Genomic DNA, 20,121 nt, shown 5'->3' with positions numbered 1-20,121 from the left:
TGTTATGGCATTGTTATTTAATTATGATTAATAATTAACAATAAATTATTATTAAGCAATTTATAACAAATTGTTACTGACAGAGATTTGATTCAGGTACAAGTTTTCTAGGATTTTGCTTATAAAAAGTGAGAGCTAATAGATTTGTTTTAAAAATTAGCTATTTTTGATCATAAAATGAGTATAATTAAGTTTATATGTTATCTTATTAACTGAGTGGATTTTGAGTTGGTTTTTATTTTTTATTGATAAAGATTTTAAATAAATTTCAAACAATCACTAGTAGCAAGTTTTGTTGCTAACTTAATAAATAATATAAAATTTATTTAATAAAAATAGTATAATTATGTGCTTATTTATTGATATATAACATTATTCCATTTTGGTATTTTTTATAATCAATAAAATATATTCATTGATAATATTTCCATGAGCAATAAGATAATTTTAGTCATATTTATAATATTTTTGTGTTTATAAAATTATTATAAATGAATGTATCCTTAATAATAAAAATTTGTACTAATGCATAAAAATTATTATTTTTAGTTTTTTTATTAATTTTATAGCTGAAAATAACTTCTAAATTCTTTTAACATATTGATATTATTTAAATTTGTTTTTTATGGCTTGATGATTTTCAGTTGAAATATTTTCTTTGTTCAGCTAAATTGGAGATCATATAGAAAATAGTTATATCAACTTATAACTAATATTAATTATTTCTTTCAACTAATTAATATTTTCAGGTTCTCTTACTATTCAACTAAGGGTTAGTTTATTTTTGTTAAAAAACCTAGTGATGAGATTAACGATATGAAACATTTGTTTATTTGTTTACAGGCGAGTAAACTGGCGCGCTTTATTCTTTTTTGGAGTTTTTACAATGAGTGAGGTAGTGAATTGGCAACCGAGCGCGTCTATCAATAACTTACTGAAAAGAGCCAAAATTATTGCTGAAATCAGGCGTTTTTTCATCGATCGGGGAGTAGTAGAAGTAGAGACGCCTATATTAAGCAAATTCACGGTAACAGATATTCATCTCTCGCCGTTTGAAACCCAATTTATAGCTCCGGTGATCGCTGACAGCACCAAACTGTATATGATAACGAGCCCAGAATATCATATGAAACGTTTGTTAGCGGCCGGCAGTGGGCCTATATATCAGATAATTAAAGCTTTTCGTAATGAAGAAGAGGGACGTTACCATAATCCAGAGTTTACTATGCTTGAATGGTATCGACCCCATTATGACATGTATCGACTTATTGATGAAGTGGATGATTTGCTGCAACAGATTTTGGATTGCCAACCAACTGAACGGATATCATATCAACAGGCTTTTCAGCGCTATCTAAATATTGATCCATTAGCACTGGAATCAGAAAGAAAACAATTGCGTGATGCAGCAGTGAAGTTGGGTTTAAATAACGCAGAAACAGAAGAAGACAAGGATGTGTTGTTACAATTTTTGTTTACTATGGGAGTTGAACCTAATTTAGGTAAAGATAAACCCACCGTTATCTATCATTTCCCTGCTTCACAGGCAGCATTAGCCGAAATTAGTAAAGAAGATCACCGGGTTGCTGAACGTTTTGAAGTTTATTTTAAGGGTATTGAGTTGGCTAATGGTTTTCGTGAGTTGACAGATGCACAAGAACAAAGAGAACGTTTTGAGCATGATAACCAAATTCGTGAAAAAATGGGTTTACCAGAACAGCCTATTGATGAGTGTCTCCTTGCTGCATTAGATAAAGTCATTCCTGATTGTTCAGGCGTTGCTTTAGGCATTGATCGTTTAGTTATGTTGGCGTTGAATGCAGAAAAAATCAGTGATGTTATCTCTTTTTCTATCGAGCGGGCTTAATATATTAGTAAGCTAATAGCAAACAGCGGTAAATTGTTACCGCTGAGTTTATCGGTGGTTGTTATTGATGTTGATGCTGTTTTTGCAAAAATTTTACCCCAAGATCAGGAAAATCGGTAAAGGCACCATCGACATTAGCTTTGTTATAGATAATATCAAATAGTTGTTCACCGTTTTTCACATAATTTGGTAGCTTATCAATCCGAATGGTATAAGGGTGAACGACTAACTTATTTTTGTGTGCATCTTTAACCATTGTAGTAAGCTTTATTTTACCAGGCTTGGAGTTTTCACTAATTAGCATGTGATAATCTGGCCCTATCCCATCAGCATATTTAGCCACTTCTTTCATTGCGCCTGGTTTGAACATCCAATCATAGCTATAGTTAGTCCAGCTACCGTTAGGCTGCTCTTCATAAGTTTCATGCCAGTCAGTATAAGCAATTAATTGAACCAGTTTTAAATCCATGCCTAATTTAGGGAAAAGCTCATTTTTAATACGTTTTAACTCATTAGCATCAAAACACTGGAGATAGACATTGTCGTTTTTGTTGCTGTAGCCATATTGCTTTAGTACTTCTAACACCCTAGTTGAAATATCTTTTCCTTCTTGCTTATGAAACCAAGGTGCTTTAATTTCAGGATAAATGCCTATGTTTTTGCTGGTTGATTTATTTAAACCTTGGACAAATTCAATTTCTTCTTGAAAAGTATGAATATGGAAGCTGGATTTTCCCATTGGGAAACGGTTAGGATAGGTTTGCACCTTTTTACCATCTTTCATTTCAAAGGCTTCAGTAAATTTAAGTGAACGAATTTCTGGTAAGGTAAAATCAATGGCATAAAAGCGACCATCTTTGCGAGCACGGCCTGGAAAGCGGTCAGCAACGTCTGTTACGCTATCTAGATAGTGATCATGTAATACAATCAGCTCATTATCTTTTGTCATTACCAGATCTTGTTCAAGAAAATCGGCACCTTGTGCATAAGCCATTGCTTTGGCGGGTAATGTATGTTCAGGCAGATAACCACTTGCCCCACGATGAGCAATAACAACTTTTGCATTAGATTGGGCAATTGTTGACATCGATATAACTAATAACATACTAGCAACCAAGGTATTTAATTTTATATTCATTAGTATAATTCTCTTTATTATGATCGGGGAAATCAGCAATAAAGTGAGTTCCCCTTTTGGCCGAGTTTATTAATTAAAGATAGTAGATCTATGACAAAAATTAGCTATGTTGCTCCATCATTTGGCGCTTATGTTTATTTTCACTTAACATCACAATAAACAATAAAATAACAGAAAGAAAGCTACCGCCAATCATTACCATAAAGCCGCCATTCCAGCCGAAATAGTCAACGGTATAACCCACGATAGCACTTGCCGCTACTGAACCACCAAGATAGCCAAATAAACCGGTAAAACCAGCAGCAGTACCTGCGGCTTTTTTGGGGGCTAATTCAAGTGCATGTAAACCAATCAACATAACAGGGCCATAGATTAAAAATCCAATAATTAGCATGCAAGCCATATCAATATGAGGATTTCCTGGCGGATTGAGCCAAAAGGCAACGGTTGCAATGGTTACTAATGCCATGAAAAATACGCCGGTGGCACCACGGTTCCCTTTGAAAACTTTATCTGACATCCAACCGCAAAGTAGTGTGCCGGGAATACCAGCATATTCATATAAGAAATAAGCCCATGAGGATTTATCCATAGCAAAGTGTTTAACTTCACGTAAGTAAGTCGGCGACCAGTCAAGCACGCCGTAACGGAGTAAATAAACGAAAACGTTAGCAAAAGCGATCATCCACAGCAGTTTGTTAGGCAAAATATATTGCATAAAGATCTGTTTTGCGGTCAGCTCTTTTTCATCTTTATCTGTATAATCAGGTGGGTAGTCATTTTTATACTCTTCAATCGGTGGCAAACCACAGGATTGTGGAGTATCACGCATTAGAGCGAAAGCAATAATAGCAACTAAAATGGCAGCAAAAGCTGGCATATATAGCGCTGCTTTCCAATCGTGGAACCATGCCATACCTAATATAAATAATAAAGGTGGAATGCCACCACCAACATTATGCGCGCAATTCCAAATCGAAACGATACCACCACGTTCTTTTTGTGACCACCAGTGAACCATTGTTCGGCCACAGGGGGGCCATCCCATACCTTGAAACCAACCGCATAGGAAGAGTAAAACAAACATGATCATAATGCTTGAGGTTGCCCAAGGCACAAAGCCCATAATCAGCATCACTGAAGCGGATAAAATTAGCCCAGCAGGTAAAAATACTCTCGGATTTGAGCGATCAGAAACTGAGCCCATGATAAATTTTGATATACCATAAGCAATTGAGATACCTGATAGCGCAAAACCAAGATCACCTTTGGAAAAACCTTGCTCAATTAAATAAGGCATCGCTAAGGCAAAATTCTTTCTAACTAGATAGTAAGCAGCGTAACCAAAGAAAATACCGAAGAAAATTTGCCAACGTAGGCGGCGATAAAGTGGATCAATTTGATCTGCCGGAACTCTTTTGTTATGTGGTGCTGGCTTAAAAATACTTAACATAATTCCCCTCCGATAGCATTTAAATTATTGCTATCAAGTAATAAGCAATTGCTAAAACGAAAAATGTGAGACGTTATTATTCGGTCTTCTTTCTTAATCGCGCGCTAAGATAACTCATGTTAATGCATATGTCTGCATATGAATGCTAAAATGTTATAAATTTGTGCGTAAACAGACAAAATATATATCGGCGATAGAAATAATTTTTTAATTATTCAAGCATAAGTGTGAACTTCGTCATAAATTTGTTAGTTCTGCTATCAAAAGTCACTATGAATGCTCGTTTTTGTTTCTTAATAAACATTGTTGATTAAAAATTGTTTTATATTGTGATAGCTGACCTTTTATTTAGTCGGTATCAAATATCAGATTACAGTCTACAACTCCCCTATAACGGAAATTATTGCTAAGCGTTCTGTGGTTTACACGGTATTGCACTGAGTGGACATTGTTATTCTCCACTCAATAGATGGTTTTATTGTTAAACAGATATTCAATTAGGCATATTTAGACTTGATTCAACTTAATTATTATCTGCTAGCTAGATAACAATTCTTTTCGTGTTGACCCTGGAAGAAGTAGCTTAAAATGAAGTTCAACATCAACCCATAGGCTGGAAGAAAAAATAACATACAAATAAATAACTTAAAGCTATAATCGACTAAAGCAATTTCCACCCAGTTTGTCGCCATAAAAGGGTCAGTGCTGCGATAAAATGCAATGAAAAAGAAAGCAATCGTATCTAGTAGATTACCGAAAAACATTGCAGCAGTCGGTGCAATCCACCAACGACGATAATTACGTAATTTATTAAACACGAAAATATCCATAATTTGGCCTAAAGCGTAAGCCATGAAGCTTGCTAGCGCAATACGGGCAACAAAAAAATTAAATTCATTTAGTGTAATAAACCCTTGCCATTGTCCTTGGTAAAAAAGTGCCGATAGAATGTAGGAGATAGAAAGCGCCGGCAGCAAAGTCGCAGCAATAATCCGTCGAGCGAGAGAAGCACCATAAATACGTACAGTTAGATCGGTTGTCAAAAAAATGAAAGGAAAAGTGAATGCTCCCCATGTGGTATGAAAGCCAAAAATGGTAATCGGCAGTTGTACCAGATAATTACTAGAGGTAATTATCAAAATATGAAAAAAGGAAAGCCAGATGAGTGCCTTAATTCGCTGTTGTGGCGTTAATTCGAACATATTATACCTTTTTGATTAAATGGGGTGAGGGAACCCATGATAATGTCATTTACGCAGCGCATCATACTCCTGAGATAAGATAAAAGCAAAATGAATAATAAAGTTTTCTTATCTATTTTATTTAATAAATGGCAGGAGAATTTATTTGATTTGTAATATAATTCCAACCTATTGAATAGGCTTTAAAACGAAATACCTATGTCAGATATTTTTACTAACCCAAATCGAACCCTTAATACACAAGGATTACGTTGTCCTGAACCAATTATGATGATAAGAAAAATGGTTCGTCAGATGGCTGAAGGTGAAACGTTATTAATTATTGCTGATGATCCGGCTACAATCCGTGATATTCCTGCCTTTTGTCGTTTCATGGAACATCAACTTTTAGCTGAAGAGACTCAGCAACCTCCCTACCGTTATTTGATCCGCAAAAAAGTGAATTAATACTAAAAATGAAACAGTGGTAAATAAAATAATATATTGAAAAAGAGAGGCTATTGAACCATGCCTCTCTTTTCTCCAATATATAAATAATATTTAATAAATATTTATTCTGTCTAACGCGCCTTCAATAAGCGCAGTGCGTTTGCGGTTACTAAAGCAGTGGCACCGGAATCCGCTAAAACAGCCATCCATAAGCCAGTTATGCCTAATAAACTAGTCACTAGGAAGATGGCTTTTAGTCCTAAGGCAATAGTAATGTTTTGCCGAATATTGGCTCTGGTTGCTCGCGACAACATAATGATCTCGGCTAATCCAGTTAGCCGATTATGAGTTAATGCTGCATCAGCGGTTTCAAGTGCGACATCCGTTCCATTACCCATGGCAATACCGACGTTAGCCGCTTTCATTGCGGGAGCATCATTAATACCATCACCAACCATCAGTGTATGATCGGTTTTACTGAGTGCTATAATTGCATTGACTTTATCTTCAGGTAAGAGCCCCGCCCGATAATCTAAACCAATTTTTTGGGCAATTGATTTAGCTGCCAGTGGGTTATCGCCCGTTAGCATGACGGTTTTAATACCAAGTTTTCTCAGCTGATTAACAGCATCAAACGCATCTGAGCGTAGTGTATCTTGCATCGCAATAATGCCAAGTAGCTTATTATCAACTAAGACCACCACCACGGTTTTGCCTTGATTTTCAAGTTTTTTTACGGTGTGTTGCCATTTTATAGTTAATATATCGTCAGAGATTTTATTCGGTGCTGCTACCACAATATGTTTAGCTGCCAAATAACCCTCCACCCCAATACCGGCCAATGCTTTATGATTTTGGGCGGGTTCAACATTAATTTCTAGTGCTTGAGCTTTGGCCAAAATCGCTTTTGCTAAAGGATGGTGTGAACCGTTTTCGACTGAAGCGCTAAATTGCAATAGTGTTTCCTGAGCCACGGTTTCAGCTGTTATGATGTCTGTAACTTGCGGTTTTCCTTCGGTAAGCGTACCCGTTTTATCTAAGGCAACTTGGGTGACTGAACTTAATTGTTCTAAAGCTGCGCCCCCTTTAATCAGTGCACCTCGACGGCTTGCTGCGGCAAGGGCAGAAGTAATTGCCGCCGGAGTAGAGATCACCAAGGCACAAGGGCAGCCGATTAACAGCAAAGTTAGACCACGATAGAGCCATATATCCCAAAGTTGAGCAAAAAATAGCGGTGGAATAATAATAACCAATATAGCGATTAACATAATAATAGGCGTGTAAATTTGGCTAAAACGATCAATAAATCGTTCAATTGGTGCGCGGCGCTCTTCAGCTTCCTCAATTAATATCATAATCCGATCGATTGCATTTTGACCTTGTTCGGATATCACTTTCATTTGTATAGCACGATCGATGGAAAGTGCGCCTGCTAGTACTTTTTCGCCAGTTTTTCGGTCAACAGGTATTGATTCACCCGTTAGTGCGCTTTCATCAAAACTGGCAAATTCATTTAGTAATTCAGCATCGGTTGGTAAACGGCCACCGGGAACGATTTCAATAATATCGCCTGGTTGCAGTGTTGAGACAGGAACATTGGTCTTTACACCATTTTTAATTAGCGACGCTTGTTCAGGAATAAGGGCCATTAAACTACTGATGCCTCGGCGTGCGCGTCCTGCTGCATATGACTCTAATCTTTCTCCTAACATAAATAACAACAGTACCATCGCGGCTTCTTCGCTGGCATTAATAAATAATGCGCCTATTGCTGCCACACTCATTAGTGTTTCTATCGCAAAAAAAGTACCTGAACGTATCAACTGTATTGCTCTAACTGTGATCGGATAGAGTCCATATAATGTTGTTAGAATAAAAGCAATTTGTCCTATTTTTACATCAATGAAGGAAATCCCCCAGCTGATTAACATTAAAAATATTAAAATAATGATAGGCTTAGATTGACTAAATGGATTGTTTTTCCGGTTTTTTACTGCTGATTCAGCTGTGTTGAGGTTATATAATTTGAAGCCAGCTTGTTGCACAGCTTTGATAACATCATCACGAACATCATCATCAGCATCGACAATCAATTTTTCGGTTGTAAATAGCACTTTTACTTGTTTAACATGATTGATCTTACTGACGGCTATTTCAATTTTACGCGCGCAGCTTGCGCAGTCCATTCCGCTGACAATCCAATGGAAGCGCTGTTTTCCTCTGGGTGTAAAGGCACTACTTTCCTTGGATGTAAGTGAATGCTCACTTATGCAGTTATGTTTATTGGTATCTTTGCATACATGCTGATTAGTAAGATTAGTATTACTTCTCTCAGAGTGATGCTCTTCCTCAGCTGTCTGTTTTGCTGATAGAGATACTGTTTTTTTGCTTTGTTTGTGACCACTAACTTTCTTTTTATCGCTGCAGCTACCGTTTATTGTGCAACATTGTGCAGTATGCTTATGTTGTTTATGAGTATGTGCACACATAGTATCCCCTTTTAATGCACTCACTTAATATTTCTTTTCTGTGATCTACTCTACACTTTAGAGTTAACTCTAAAGTCAAACATAAAAGAGGAGTTTTTTTGATAAAAAATGCTATTTAATGGAATAATTGTTGTCAATCAGACTTATAAGTAAAGCGAGCGTACAATTAAAAATTGACCAATCAAATAGCAAGCGGTAATTGTCGCTTTAGAAGCTTTAAATGGATAACGAAAGTTGGCAATAAGCCAAATACTGTTAGCAATAAAAAGTAAAAATGCACCTATCATAATGGAGAAATTATGTTCTCTTGCTAAGCCGAAATATTGTTCACCTGCTATCCATGCCATAATAAATGACATTGCTAATAGAAAAATGGCAGGCGCCCGTAGTGACCCAACCGGTGTCCAGATTATAATTAATACAATGACACTAAGGATCAGCAAGATAGCTAGTAATGGCAAGTAGAAAGTGAAATTCATCTGCATAGCAAAACTGATGGTATAAAGCAGGAAGCTGAGAGATAGCAAGAAAATAGCGGGTAATAAGCGTTCACTAGAAAGCATTTGCCAGCCATCAGCTATGAGCATCATGAATAGTCCCGCCATGATAAGGTAGCCGGAAGCATCAGTAATATCGGCACTCCAGGCCCAAAATACTAGCAATAATAGCGTAACTGGCCGAAACAACCAGCATTGCCATTGCGGACCGCGATAGGCAGCATCAATATAGAGCCAACCAGAAAATAACACAGCAAGAAATGGCCAACTGATCATGATTTCCCCACTAGCTAAAAAGATTAATTAGAAATTATTGATCCTATTAGAGGATAGACAATAATAGTTACATGAATAATGAACGCTTGGAAAATATTGTGAATAAATCGGTTATATTCGTTATTACCATTATTATCATTATTATGTTAGCGACGAAACGTTTTTTTGATCAACGTCGACAAAATGTAATTAATGATAATTCGCCGATTATCAGTTATCCAGTTGAGGTCATTGATAAGAAAGATTATCCCTATCCAAATATGCGTTCTCGTCAACGTGAGATTGTTACTCCTGAAACTTTTCGGTATGAAATTTATTTTCAGCGACTATCAGTTAGTGAGGTGATAAAGATTTTTGTTAAAAAGGAAAGGGAATATAATGCGATAAAAAAAGGGGATAGAGGTATACTTTATATGCAGGGAACAAGATTTGTTCGCTTTGAAGTTAAAGCCAATGCAAAATAACTAATCTTATCAGCCAATAATGCACGGCCCTTGTAATCACTCGTGGTTTATTGTTGCAATTTGTCCGTTTTTTGTCTTTTCTGCCAGGCTAAAAGTTCAAAGACGCCAAATAGAAAGATTTTCATTTGCAGCCAACGAGGATGTTTTTCAGTTTTTGCAAAAGCGGCTTGCAAAAAAATGGCTTGCATAGCATGCATAAAAATCATAAATATCATTGCCACATCGATAAAATATTTTAATGGTTTAGGGAACGGATGGATTAAATTAAAAATCATAAACCCCCAAACAAAAACCATTAATAATTTTCCAGCATTTATTAACATGATATTTTCCAGTTAATCATTGATGACGAATATAAAGACAGTAAGCAACTTGTCCTGCAACTTTTTTACGATGAAGCTGCCAATTTTTAGGTAACATGGCTAAATTAGCCTCTGTTTCTGCCTCAACATAGATCCAACAATTTTCGGTTAACCAACCATTTTGTTCTAATAGCAAGGCTGTTTTTTGCAATAGATCTTTACGAAAAGGCGGATCAAGAAAAATGACATCATAGGCTGTGCCTGCCTGTGCCAGATAGTTCAATGCATCGCTATTAATCACTTGCGCATTTTTTGCCTCTAATTTAGCTAGATTGGTCGCAAGTTGTGTTGCGACCGGGCGCTCTAATTCAATTAAGGTAGCGGAAGCGGCATAGCGAGAAAGCGCTTCAATAGCTAAAGCGCCACTACCAGCAAAACAATCAAGACAGCGAGCCTCTTGAATAACAGGTATTAACCAATTAAATAAAGTTTCTCTGATTCTATCTGTTGTGGGGCGTAAGCCCTCACTATCAAAAACAGGTAGTTTTCGTCCTCGCCATTTCCCGCCAATGATACGAATTTGGCCACGTGGTGCAGATTGTATTTTTCTTGCCATAATTTACATAGTTTAGTCATTACAGTTTGTTAATATAGGTGATAATAATACCAATGTTTATCGACAGTATGTACAACATGAAAATTATCGCTAATTTAACATGAAATAGGTGTCAGATATGTGTTGCAATCAAATCAAATGATACACTGCCAACATATTTTTATTATTTACATTAGTAACACCACATTTTTACCGCTAGGAGTGTAATGGCAGATGGCTAAAAAGAGAAAAAAAAGTTTTTTTTCCTGGCTAGGGTTAGGATCTGAAAATGAAGTGCAACAAAAAGAGACAGAGCAACAACCTGAATCGAGAGTAGAAGACAATGCTGAAGGGTTGACAGATGTAATAGAGATATCACAGCCGTCGGTTAAAGCAGAAAAGGTGCCGTCTCAACCAGCGGAAGAAGAAAATAGTCAAGACCAAACAGTAGACGTTAAAGCCACAGAAATTATTACACTTAGTGAACAGACAGTCACTTTGCAAGAAATAGATGAACAGAATAAAACACCGCCGATACAACAGCAAAAAAAACCGACAAAAGAGAATTTCTTTTCACGGTTAAGGCGGGGTTTATTAAAAACGCGGCAGAATATGGGCGTCGGTTTTGTTGGTTTTTTTCGCGGTAAAAAAATTGATGATGATCTATTTGATGAATTGGAAGAACAACTTTTAATCGCTGATGTGGGACTAGAAACAACACGCAAGATTATAGATAGTTTAACTACCCATGCTAATCGTAAAGAGTTGAATGATGCTGCGATGCTTTATAGCAAATTGCGCGAAGAAATGGCCAATATCTTATCTGGTGTTGAGAAGCCATTGGTTATAGAAAATAAGCTACCTTATGTAATATTGATGGTTGGTGTTAATGGGGTGGGTAAAACCACTACAATTGGTAAGTTAGCCCGTCAATATCAGGCAGAAGGTAAATCGGTAATGTTAGCGGCTGGAGATACATTTAGGGCAGCGGCGGTTGAACAATTGCAAGTTTGGGGAGAGCGTAACAATATCCCGGTTGTTGCTCAGCAGACTGGCGCCGATCCTGCATCAGTTATTTTTGATGCCATTCAGTCGGCGAAAGCGAAAGGGATCGACATATTGATTGCAGATACTGCCGGACGATTGCAAAACAAAGCGCATTTGATGGAGGAGTTGAAAAAAATTGTCAGAGTTATGCAAAAACTTGATCAACATACACCTCATGAAGTGATGTTAACGTTAGATGCGAGTACTGGCCAAAATGCAATTAATCAGGCTAAAATTTTTCATGAGGCAGTGGGTTTAACTGGTATTATTTTAACTAAACTTGATGGTACAGCTAAAGGTGGCGTGATTTTCGCTATTGCTGATCAGTTTAAGATCCCAATTCGTTATATTGGGATTGGTGAAGGCATTGATGATCTCCGGCCATTTGTAGCTCATGATTTCATCGAGGCGCTTTTTGTCCGAGAGGATTAATATCAATGATTCGCTTTGAACATGTTAGTAAAGCTTATCGTGGTGGTAAGCAAGCACTCCAGGGCGTTGATTTTCATCTTCATCCTGGAGAAATGGCATTTCTTACCGGTCATTCGGGGGCAGGGAAAAGTACCTTATTAAAATTAATTTGTGGTATTGAACGCCCCAGTACTGGTCATATTTGGTTTGGTGGTCACCACATTAGTCGGTTAAAAAAAAGGGAAGTTCCTTTTTTACGTCGACAGATAGGCATGATTTTTCAAGATCACCATTTATTATTTGATAGAAACGTTTACGACAATGTTTCTATGCCGCTAATTATTGCCGGTGCCAGTTCTGAGGATATTCGTCGACGAGTTTCTGCTGCGCTAGATAAAGTGGGATTACTTAATAGAGCGAAAAGTTATCCAATTCAATTATCAGGTGGAGAACAGCAACGGATAGGTATAGCTCGTGCAATTGTTAATAAGCCTAGTGTATTGTTAGCAGATGAACCAACGGGTAATTTGGATGATGAATTATCTGAAGGTATCATGCGCTTATTTGAAGAATTCAATCGCGTTGGTGTAACAGTTTTAGTTGCCACTCATGATCTTGAGCTTATCGCGCGTCGTCATTATGCTATTTTGACATTAAACGAGGGAAGAATGATAGGAGGTCAGAATGGCTAAAAAACCTATCCATAAAACAGCCAAAGCCAAGGCATTGAAAGGAGGGTGGCGAGAGCAATGGCGCTATGCTTGGCTCAATACATTAGCAGATATGTTACGTCAGCCTTTGGCTACGCTTTTAACGGTGGCTGTTATCGCGATCTCAATAACGTTGCCCAGTCTTTGTTATATTGTTTGGAAAAATGTTTCACAAGCAGCGCAACAATGGTACCCCACACCCCAGTTAACTGTTTATTTGGATAAATCTTTGGATGAAAAAGGTGCTGAACAGACAGTCGCGGGACTTAGGCAATTAGATGGTGTTAAAAGTGTGAATTACCTGTCGCGGGAAGAAGCCATGATTGAGTTTCGCAATTGGTCAGGATTTGGTACAGCATTAGACCTATTGGAAGAAAATCCTTTACCCGCAGTAGCAATTGTCACGCCTAAAATTGATTTTCAAAATTCACAATCCTTGATGAACCTGCGTAATAAAGTAGGTCAGTTAGCTGGAATTGAAGATGTTCGCATGGACGATAGTTGGTTTACCCGTTTAGCAGCATTAACGGGGTTGATAGGACATATTGCATTGGTGATTGGTATTTTAATGGTTATGGCGGTGTTTTTAGTGATAGGCAATAGCATAAGATTAAATATTTTTGCCCGTAGGGATACAATTAATGTCATGAAATTGATCGGGGCGACAGATGGTTTTATTATGCGTCCTTTTTTAAATGGTGGTATTATACTGGGATTTTTGGGTGCTTTACTCTCATTAATACTTTCTGCATTATTGGTATGGCAACTAACCGATATCGTTACACAAGTAGCGAGTGTATTTGGTACTACATTTCATATACAAGGGCTTTTATGGGATGAAGTGCTATTAATTATACTGGTTGCCGCGATGATTGGCTGGTTAGCAGCTTGGCTCGCTACCGCTCAACACTTAAGACGTTTCACGCCAGAGTGATCATTTTCAGCAGAAAAAGTGATTGGATAATCAATATTGAACTTTTATGCTGTCATTATGTCGAAGTTAAAAGTTCAATGTAATTTTAGTCAAGGCAATTTTCTTCGATACCAAGCAGTGGTAAACTACTCGATATCAGATTAATCACTGAGCAGTGAAATTCTGCTCAAATATAAACTTTATATTTAGAACTAACTCTTAGTTTATTGAATTCAAAGAGGATATCAATGACCAAAGATATGCAATCATTAGCATTAATTCCACAAGGTAGCATCGAAGCTTATGTGCGATCAGCTAATGCTTATCCGATGCTAACAGCAGAGGAAGAACAAGAATATGCAAAACGGCTGCATTATCATGGTGATTTAAATGCGGCTAAACAGCTTATTCTCTCTCATTTACGTTTTGTTATTCATATCGCGCGTAATTATTCAGGTTATGGATTGCCACAAGCGGATCTGATCCAAGAAGGTAATATTGGCCTAATGAAGGCTGTTCGTCGTTTTAATCCTGAAGTTGGCGTACGTTTAGTTTCATTTGCCGTCCATTGGATCAAAGCTGAAATTCATGAATATGTATTGCGTAATTGGCGGATAGTTAAAGTTGCAACCACCAAAGCTCAACGTAAACTTTTTTTCAATTTGCGTAAGAATAAGAAACGTATTGGTTGGTTTAATCAAAATGAAGTTGATATGGTCGCCAAGGAGCTAGGTGTAACCAGCAAGGATGTTCGCGAAATGGAATCGCGAATGGCTGCACAAGATATGGCATTCGACATGAATGACGATGATGATAGTGGTGAAAATACGACTATTGCACCGGTTTTATATCTACAGGATAAATCTTCTGATTTTGCCGATAGCATTGAGGAAGATAATTGGGAAAACCATGCTACTGATAAATTAACGCAGGCACTGTCCACCTTAGATGAGCGTAGCCAGGATATCATTCGTGCGCGCTGGCTTGATGACGAGAACAAAACTACTTTACAGGATTTAGCCGATAAATATAGTGTATCTGCGGAACGCGTTCGACAATTAGAAAAAAATGCCATGAAAAAACTGCGCTTAGTGATGGAGGCTTAAAATAAGCCACACTAGCATGATATAAAAATCTAGCTGAAATTTGGCCGATTTAAAGCTTGGCAATAACTTTATAAAAAGTTGTTGAAAGTTAATGGCAAATTTATTTTGATTTGTTACCTGTTAAATAAAAAGGCGTTTACCAGTAAGGTAAACGCCTTTTTTGCAATGTATAAGTAGCGCTTGTCTCATTACTTCCTAAATATTATCTAATTTTTACCTGTCAATGATGTTCTGCGCGTGTTTATATTAAATATATTTCATTGGAACATGTATGAATAACAAGTTGGTTAATGATGATAGAATATATTAATGCTCGTTATTATATGTTGTTGCTTGTTTTCTATTAAAAAAACAGGATAAAAATGATTCAACTTACTGATTTATTGGATATACAAGCTTTGGCTGAGTCTGAAGAAATTGAATTTAAACAAGCTCAAGGCCAGGATGGGAAAGGTAAACTACCAAAAGAGTTTTGGCCTACATATAGTTCGATGGCTAACACTCATGGTGGATATATTATTTTAGGTGTGAAAGAGCAAGATAATTCATTTTTGCCTGTAGGTATAAATAATGTAGCTAAAATAAAAAAAGAGCTATTTGATACTTTAAATAATCATTCTAAAGTTAGCTATAACCTATTAAGTTTAAAAGATTTTCATGAGTTCAATATTAATGGCAAACAAATTGTAGCTATTAGGATCCCGCAGGCATTACGTCAACAAAAACCCATTTTTTAAAAAATAACCCTATAGATAATACTTATAAGCGGTTAGGTGAAGCTGATATTAAGTGTTCAAAAGAAGAAGTTAAAAGAATGCTAGCGGAACAGGTTGAAGACAGCCGCGATGATAAGATATTGAAAGGTTTTGATTTGAACGATATTGATATTGAAACTTTAAGTGCATATAAGCAATTGTTGGCAATTTCCAAGCCTCAACATCCCTTCTTAGAATTAACCACGCTAGAGTTTCTACAAAAAATTGGTGGCTGGAAAAAAGATAGGCAAACAGGTGAGGAGGGACTAACTCTGGCAGGGGTTTTGATGTTTGGAACTTGGCAAGCAATTCAGGATGCCGCTCCTAATTATTTTGTGGATTATCAAGAACGGCCTGAAGCTAAAACAGAGAAAAGATGGATTGATAGGTTATGTCCTGATGGTACTTGGTCTGGTAATGTTTTTGATTTTTATCGTAGGGTATATCGTAAATTAATCACTGATCTAAAAATTCCTTTTGAAATCAAGGATGGGGTTAGAAAAGGGGATACTCAAATACATGTATCTTTAAGGGAAGCTCTTGTAAATACATTAGTACACGCTGATTTTACCGGGCCAGCATCTATATTAGTTGTAAAACGGCCAGATATGTTTGGTTTTAGAAATCCTGGGTTAATGAGAGTACCGAAAGAGATCGCAATAAAAGGTGGTGATAGTGATTGCCGTAATCGGCGTATGCATCAAATGTTTTTAAATATTGGTACTAGTGAACGGGCGGGTTCAGGTATCCCTAAAATATATAGTGGGTGGCAATCTGTGAATTGGATAACCCCTAATTTATATGAAACATTGTCACCATCAGAGCAAACATTGTTAAAACTTTCGACTGTGAGCCTAATTCCCGAACATATAGCAGATCTCTTACAAGATAAATTTTCAGGGAAATTTAATGAGCTTGATGATTTTGAAAGAATGATTGTCAGTACGGCTGCAATTGAGGGCTGGATAAATCACTCCAGAGCTTGTCAATTAACCAGTAAACATCCCAGAGACGTTACCTTAGCCTTACCTCGATTAGAAACTAAGGGGTTTTTAGTTTCTAGTGGGGAAAAACGTGATAAGTCATATTCACTACCGGGAATGGGAATTCCAACACCTGAAGAAGTGTTTTCTAATTCGATCATTTCTGCTACCAACTTAACGCATAACGGAGGAAGCTTAACGGATAGCGGCACAGAAAACATCACCGTGAATACTGAGATAGATAATAGGGATAATAATGGCAGGCTTATTAGTAAGTTGCTAGATAGACCTTTTGTTGATGATCTTGATGTTTTATCTCCCGACTTCAAACAGCAACTTTTTCAACTAGCACAATTGCCTATAAAAAAGAAAAGGCTTACATCGAATGAAATGAGAAATGTTTTAATTCAGTTATGTAAAGGACATTATGTTGCTATATCTATTTTGAGTCGATTAACCAGTCGTACTCCTCAAAATTTGCGTCAAAGTCATTTAAAAGAAATGGTTGATAAAGGAGTGCTGAGTTTAGCTTTTCCAAATAAGCCACATTCACCAAAACAAGGTTATACGGTGCTGGATGAGTAACTTTAAAAATATTGGCTATTTCCCAGACTATAAGGTTTCTGGCCTCTACTTAATAGTAGCCATAATTACGGCTCCTTGTTTCTGAGAACCAAAGGGCAAGGAGTCATAAGTTAATTAATAGCTGCCAGCAATATTATCCTTAGTTTTGGATTAATATTTTTGTCTTATAGCAAGTTTGTAAAACTGTTCGGTTATAGATGTATAAATATTTGTATAAACAATAACAAAAAGCACTTAAATAAAATATAAAAGTGCTTTTTAATCAGTATGTTAATAACCTATAGTTAATTCATACCATATTTTTTCAATTTCTTACGTAGCGTTCCACGATTGATACTTAGCATTAATGCAGCACGGGTCTGATTTCCACGGGTATATTGCATTACCATATCTAATAATGGTTTTTCCACTTCAGCCAATACTAATTCATATAAGTCATTGACATCCTGGTTATTAAGTTGGGCAAAGTAGTTTTTCAGTGCTTGTTTAACTGAATCACGTAATGGCTTTTGAGTTATTTGATCTTGTGAATTTACAGTAGCAACGGTTAGTACGTCAGAATTTCCGCGTTGTTCGAACATAGTTCTGTCAGCTCTTTTCTTTGATTTACGCAAAATTTTTCGAAATATGCCTCCAACACCTCCAGCTGTTCACTGGCATCCTCTATGGTGTTGAATGTGCGCCGAAACTGGTCATCAGGTGCATGTTCTCTTAAGTACCAAGAGACATGCTTGCGTGCGATGCGGATTCCTTTGCCTGGACCGTAAAAGTCGTGCAGCTCCTTAACATGCGCTTGCATTAAGCACTGCACCTCAGCAATAGGCATAGGTGGCAGTAACTCACCTGTTTCCAGGTAATGCTGGATTTCCCGAAAGATCCAGGGTCTTCCTTGAGCAGCTCTACCAATCATTAAGGCATCAGCCCCAGTGTAGTCAAGCACTGCTCTAGCTTTAAGCGGGTCAGTAATATCGCCGTTAGCGATAATAGGAATAGTAACATTTTGCTTAGCTGTTCGAATACTGTCATATTCAGCTGTACCATTAAATAAACAGGCACGAGTTCTACCATGAATAGTTACAGCTTGAATACCACAACGTTCGGCCAGTTGGGCTATTTTTATACAGTTCCGTTCTTCAGGTGACCAACCAGTGCGAACCTTTAATGTAACAGGAACATCAACCGCATTCACAACAGCTAATAGAATTTTCTCAATCAGCTCCGGATAGCGCAATAATGCTGAACCTGCTAACTTACGGTTCACTTTCTTGGCAGGGCAACCCATATTGATATCGATAATCTGAGCACCATTTGCAACATTAATTCGTGCAGCTGCTGCCATTTCATCGGGATCACTACCTGCAATTTGCACAGAACGAATGCCTAATTCATCACTATGGATCATTCTCAATCTGGATTTGTCTGTTTTCCAAACCTGTGGATTGGAAGACAGCATCTCCGAAACTGTCATACCAGCACCCATTGAGTAACACAATGACCTGAAAGGCCTATCGGTGATACCTGCCATTGGTGCTGCAACGAGGCAGTTTTTTATCTGATATTGACCAATATACATAGGCGATAAAAGAAGACCATCCTGTGACTGCAAGGGCGCGTATATTACGCATTTTTTACGAGATATGAAAGGACAAACTTTGAGCAAATTGATATTTCTTTGAAAAATTTTAGCTTGATTTTTTCTGATTACAAATAATATTCATAAAAATCAAGATAATGAAAATTTCTGATTTGTTTTCAAATTTTGTTATTCTTTATCGTAAATTCCTTGTTAGGTTAGATTATCTCTGTTGATTGTATAAAAATCAACCTCAATAATTATTTTTATTATGGTTATTCAAAAGATATTATTTCACTTAAACAATAAACATTATTAGATTTGTGGCCGTTATCATTTTGTGATTTTTCCAAAATAGATTACTGGTAAAATTTTATTAGCGGGATGCGCATGTATTACGCTAATCCCGCTTAAGGTTAATCTGCTTTTTTTATCCCTGTTATTCTACACCAGCCTTCTTTTTCTATTATCGGATCTATATTAAACTGTTGTTGGTAGGTAGTTATAACTGCTTCAGCCTGACTGGTTAATATTCCAGATAGTCCAAGTAGACCATTTGGATTGGTTAACCCACCGATTGCGCCTGCTAATTCGCGTAAGGGGCCCGCTAAGATATTAGCAATAACAATATCCGCCTTTAAATCTTTCGGTTGATCTTTTGCCAAATAAAGAACTAATTTATCGGCGACATTATTTTGTTCAGCATTGTTATGGCTAGCAAGGATAGCTTGTGGATCGATATCAATACCAATGGCTTTCTTTGCGCCTAGCTTAAGTGCGGCAATGGCCAGTATGCCTGAGCCACAACCAAAATCGATAACCGTTTTATCTTTCAAATTTAAGCTATCTAGCCATTCTAAACAGAGTGATGTGGTAGGGTGTGTACCGGTACCAAACGCCAAACCAGGATCCAAAATGACATTAACAGCGTTGGGATCCGGCGTATCACACCAGCTAGGACAAATCCATAATTTATGTCCAAAACGCATGGGATGGAAATTATCCATCCATTCACGCGCCCAATCTTTATCTTCTAATTGTTCAATTTTATGCACAAAATTTTTACCCAATAAAGAGTGACTTGCAAGTTGATTAATAACCTGCTCCATATCGCTTTTTGCATCAAATAAACCAATAACATCCATATCTCCCCAAAGACGAGTTTCACCCGGTAGGGGTTCAAAAACAGGATTGTCATAGCTATCCTGATAGGTGACAGAAACCGCTCCGGCTTCCGTTAATATATCACTTAAGGCTTCTGCATGATCGGCTGTTGAATTCAGACGTATTTGTATCCAGGGCATAAATATTCTCTTGAAATCGTGG

General features: G+C 37.1%; 19 protein-coding genes. 9 read left to right on the top strand and 10 right to left on the bottom strand.

What is annotated here, in order from left to right:
- Positions 1-886 precede the first annotated feature (886 nt).
- Complete coding sequence (gene epmA / locus QE177_RS13015) at positions 887-1,867, top strand: elongation factor P--(R)-beta-lysine ligase (RefSeq protein ID WP_026821323.1); 981 nt, start codon at positions 887-889, stop codon at positions 1,865-1,867.
- Between the two features lie 61 nt (positions 1,868-1,928).
- Here epmA and glpQ read toward each other — a convergent pair whose 3' ends face one another.
- From glpQ to QE177_RS13000, 3 genes are all read right to left on the bottom strand, one after another.
- Positions 1,929-3,005, bottom strand: a complete 1,077-nt coding sequence (gene glpQ, locus QE177_RS13010; protein ID WP_280550295.1) for a glycerophosphodiester phosphodiesterase — start codon at positions 3,003-3,005, stop codon at positions 1,929-1,931.
- Between the two features lie 100 nt (positions 3,006-3,105).
- Positions 3,106-4,458: a glycerol-3-phosphate transporter gene (gene glpT / locus QE177_RS13005; protein WP_280550294.1), complete on the bottom strand. Its 1,353-nt coding sequence runs from the start codon at positions 4,456-4,458 to the stop codon at positions 3,106-3,108.
- 530 nt (positions 4,459-4,988) lie between these two features.
- Positions 4,989-5,660 (bottom strand): 7-cyano-7-deazaguanine/7-aminomethyl-7-deazaguanine transporter, encoded by a 672-nt coding sequence (locus tag QE177_RS13000; protein WP_280550293.1) that lies wholly within the window; start codon positions 5,658-5,660, stop codon positions 4,989-4,991.
- A 198-nt stretch (positions 5,661-5,858) separates the two neighbouring features.
- Between QE177_RS13000 and tusA the strand changes: the two genes are divergently transcribed.
- Complete coding sequence (tusA, locus tag QE177_RS12995; RefSeq protein ID WP_280550291.1) at positions 5,859-6,107, top strand: sulfurtransferase TusA; 249 nt, start codon at positions 5,859-5,861, stop codon at positions 6,105-6,107.
- A gap of 113 nt (positions 6,108-6,220) precedes the next feature.
- On the opposite strand, the gene QE177_RS12990 is transcribed toward tusA, so the two are convergent.
- Together QE177_RS12990 and QE177_RS12985 are read right to left on the bottom strand one after the other, a co-directional pair.
- Positions 6,221-8,578 carry a zinc/cadmium/mercury/lead-transporting ATPase gene (locus tag QE177_RS12990; protein WP_280550290.1) on the bottom strand — a complete coding sequence of 786 codons (2,358 nt, stop codon included), beginning with the start codon at positions 8,576-8,578 and terminating at the stop codon, positions 6,221-6,223.
- 143 nt (positions 8,579-8,721) lie between these two features.
- Entirely contained in the window at positions 8,722-9,351 is a 630-nt protein-coding gene (locus QE177_RS12985; RefSeq protein WP_280550288.1) for a lysoplasmalogenase family protein, read from the bottom strand.
- A 98-nt stretch (positions 9,352-9,449) separates the two neighbouring features.
- On the opposite strand from QE177_RS12985, the gene QE177_RS12980 reads away from it, so the two are divergent.
- Entirely contained in the window at positions 9,450-9,815 is a 366-nt protein-coding gene (locus QE177_RS12980; protein WP_280550286.1) for a DUF2500 domain-containing protein, read from the top strand.
- Positions 9,816-9,862: 47 nt separating this feature from the next.
- On the opposite strand, the gene QE177_RS12975 is transcribed toward QE177_RS12980, so the two are convergent.
- Both QE177_RS12975 and rsmD read right to left on the bottom strand, forming a co-directional pair.
- A complete protein-coding gene (locus tag QE177_RS12975) occupies positions 9,863-10,138 on the bottom strand; it encodes a DUF1145 family protein (protein ID WP_280550284.1) in 276 nt (91 codons plus the stop codon).
- A 16-nt stretch (positions 10,139-10,154) separates the two neighbouring features.
- Positions 10,155-10,733 (bottom strand): 16S rRNA (guanine(966)-N(2))-methyltransferase, encoded by a 579-nt coding sequence (gene rsmD / locus QE177_RS12970; protein ID WP_280550283.1) that lies wholly within the window; start codon positions 10,731-10,733, stop codon positions 10,155-10,157.
- A gap of 213 nt (positions 10,734-10,946) precedes the next feature.
- Between rsmD and ftsY the strand changes: the two genes are divergently transcribed.
- The 6 genes from ftsY (at position 10,947) to QE177_RS12945 (ending at position 17,222) form a co-directional block, all read left to right on the top strand.
- Entirely contained in the window at positions 10,947-12,191 is a 1,245-nt protein-coding gene (gene ftsY / locus QE177_RS12965; RefSeq protein ID WP_280550282.1) for a signal recognition particle-docking protein FtsY, read from the top strand.
- Between the two features lie 5 nt (positions 12,192-12,196).
- Positions 12,197-12,862, top strand: a complete 666-nt coding sequence (gene ftsE / locus QE177_RS12960; protein WP_026821334.1) for a cell division ATP-binding protein FtsE — start codon at positions 12,197-12,199, stop codon at positions 12,860-12,862.
- Positions 12,855-13,814, top strand: a complete 960-nt coding sequence (ftsX, locus tag QE177_RS12955; RefSeq protein WP_280550279.1) for a permease-like cell division protein FtsX — start codon at positions 12,855-12,857, stop codon at positions 13,812-13,814. Before ftsE ends, ftsX begins: the two co-directional genes overlap by 8 nt.
- 227 nt (positions 13,815-14,041) lie before the next feature.
- Positions 14,042-14,899 (top strand): RNA polymerase sigma factor RpoH, encoded by an 858-nt coding sequence (gene rpoH / locus QE177_RS12950; RefSeq protein ID WP_026821336.1) that lies wholly within the window; start codon positions 14,042-14,044, stop codon positions 14,897-14,899.
- A 362-nt stretch (positions 14,900-15,261) separates the two neighbouring features.
- A complete protein-coding gene (locus tag QE177_RS15715) occupies positions 15,262-15,636 on the top strand; it encodes an ATP-binding protein (protein ID WP_348519914.1) in 375 nt (124 codons plus the stop codon).
- Between the two features lie 77 nt (positions 15,637-15,713).
- Positions 15,714-17,222 (top strand): AAA family ATPase, encoded by a 1,509-nt coding sequence (locus QE177_RS12945; RefSeq protein WP_348519913.1) that lies wholly within the window; start codon positions 15,714-15,716, stop codon positions 17,220-17,222.
- A 284-nt stretch (positions 17,223-17,506) separates the two neighbouring features.
- On the opposite strand, the gene fis is transcribed toward QE177_RS12945, so the two are convergent.
- The 3 genes from fis to prmA form a co-directional block, all read right to left on the bottom strand.
- The gene (gene fis, locus QE177_RS12940; protein WP_032115641.1) at positions 17,507-17,803 is read right to left on the bottom strand and encodes a DNA-binding transcriptional regulator Fis; all 297 of its coding nucleotides are present in this window, start codon (positions 17,801-17,803) and stop codon (positions 17,507-17,509) included.
- On the bottom strand, positions 17,770-18,795 hold the full coding sequence (gene dusB / locus QE177_RS12935) for a tRNA dihydrouridine synthase DusB (RefSeq protein WP_280550275.1): 1,026 nt from the start codon (positions 18,793-18,795) through the stop codon (positions 17,770-17,772). The genes fis and dusB overlap by 34 nt, the downstream gene beginning before the upstream one ends.
- Before the next feature lie 416 nt (positions 18,796-19,211).
- Positions 19,212-20,099, bottom strand: a complete 888-nt coding sequence (gene prmA, locus QE177_RS12930; RefSeq protein ID WP_280550274.1) for a 50S ribosomal protein L11 methyltransferase — start codon at positions 20,097-20,099, stop codon at positions 19,212-19,214.
- Positions 20,100-20,121: the final 22 nt, after the last annotated feature.

This window comes from Arsenophonus sp. aPb (genome assembly GCF_029873475.1).
GTDB lineage: Bacteria > Pseudomonadota > Gammaproteobacteria > Enterobacterales > Enterobacteriaceae > Arsenophonus.
Note: the sequence above shows the minus strand (reverse complement) of the source record. Positions and strands in the feature narration are given on the sequence as shown.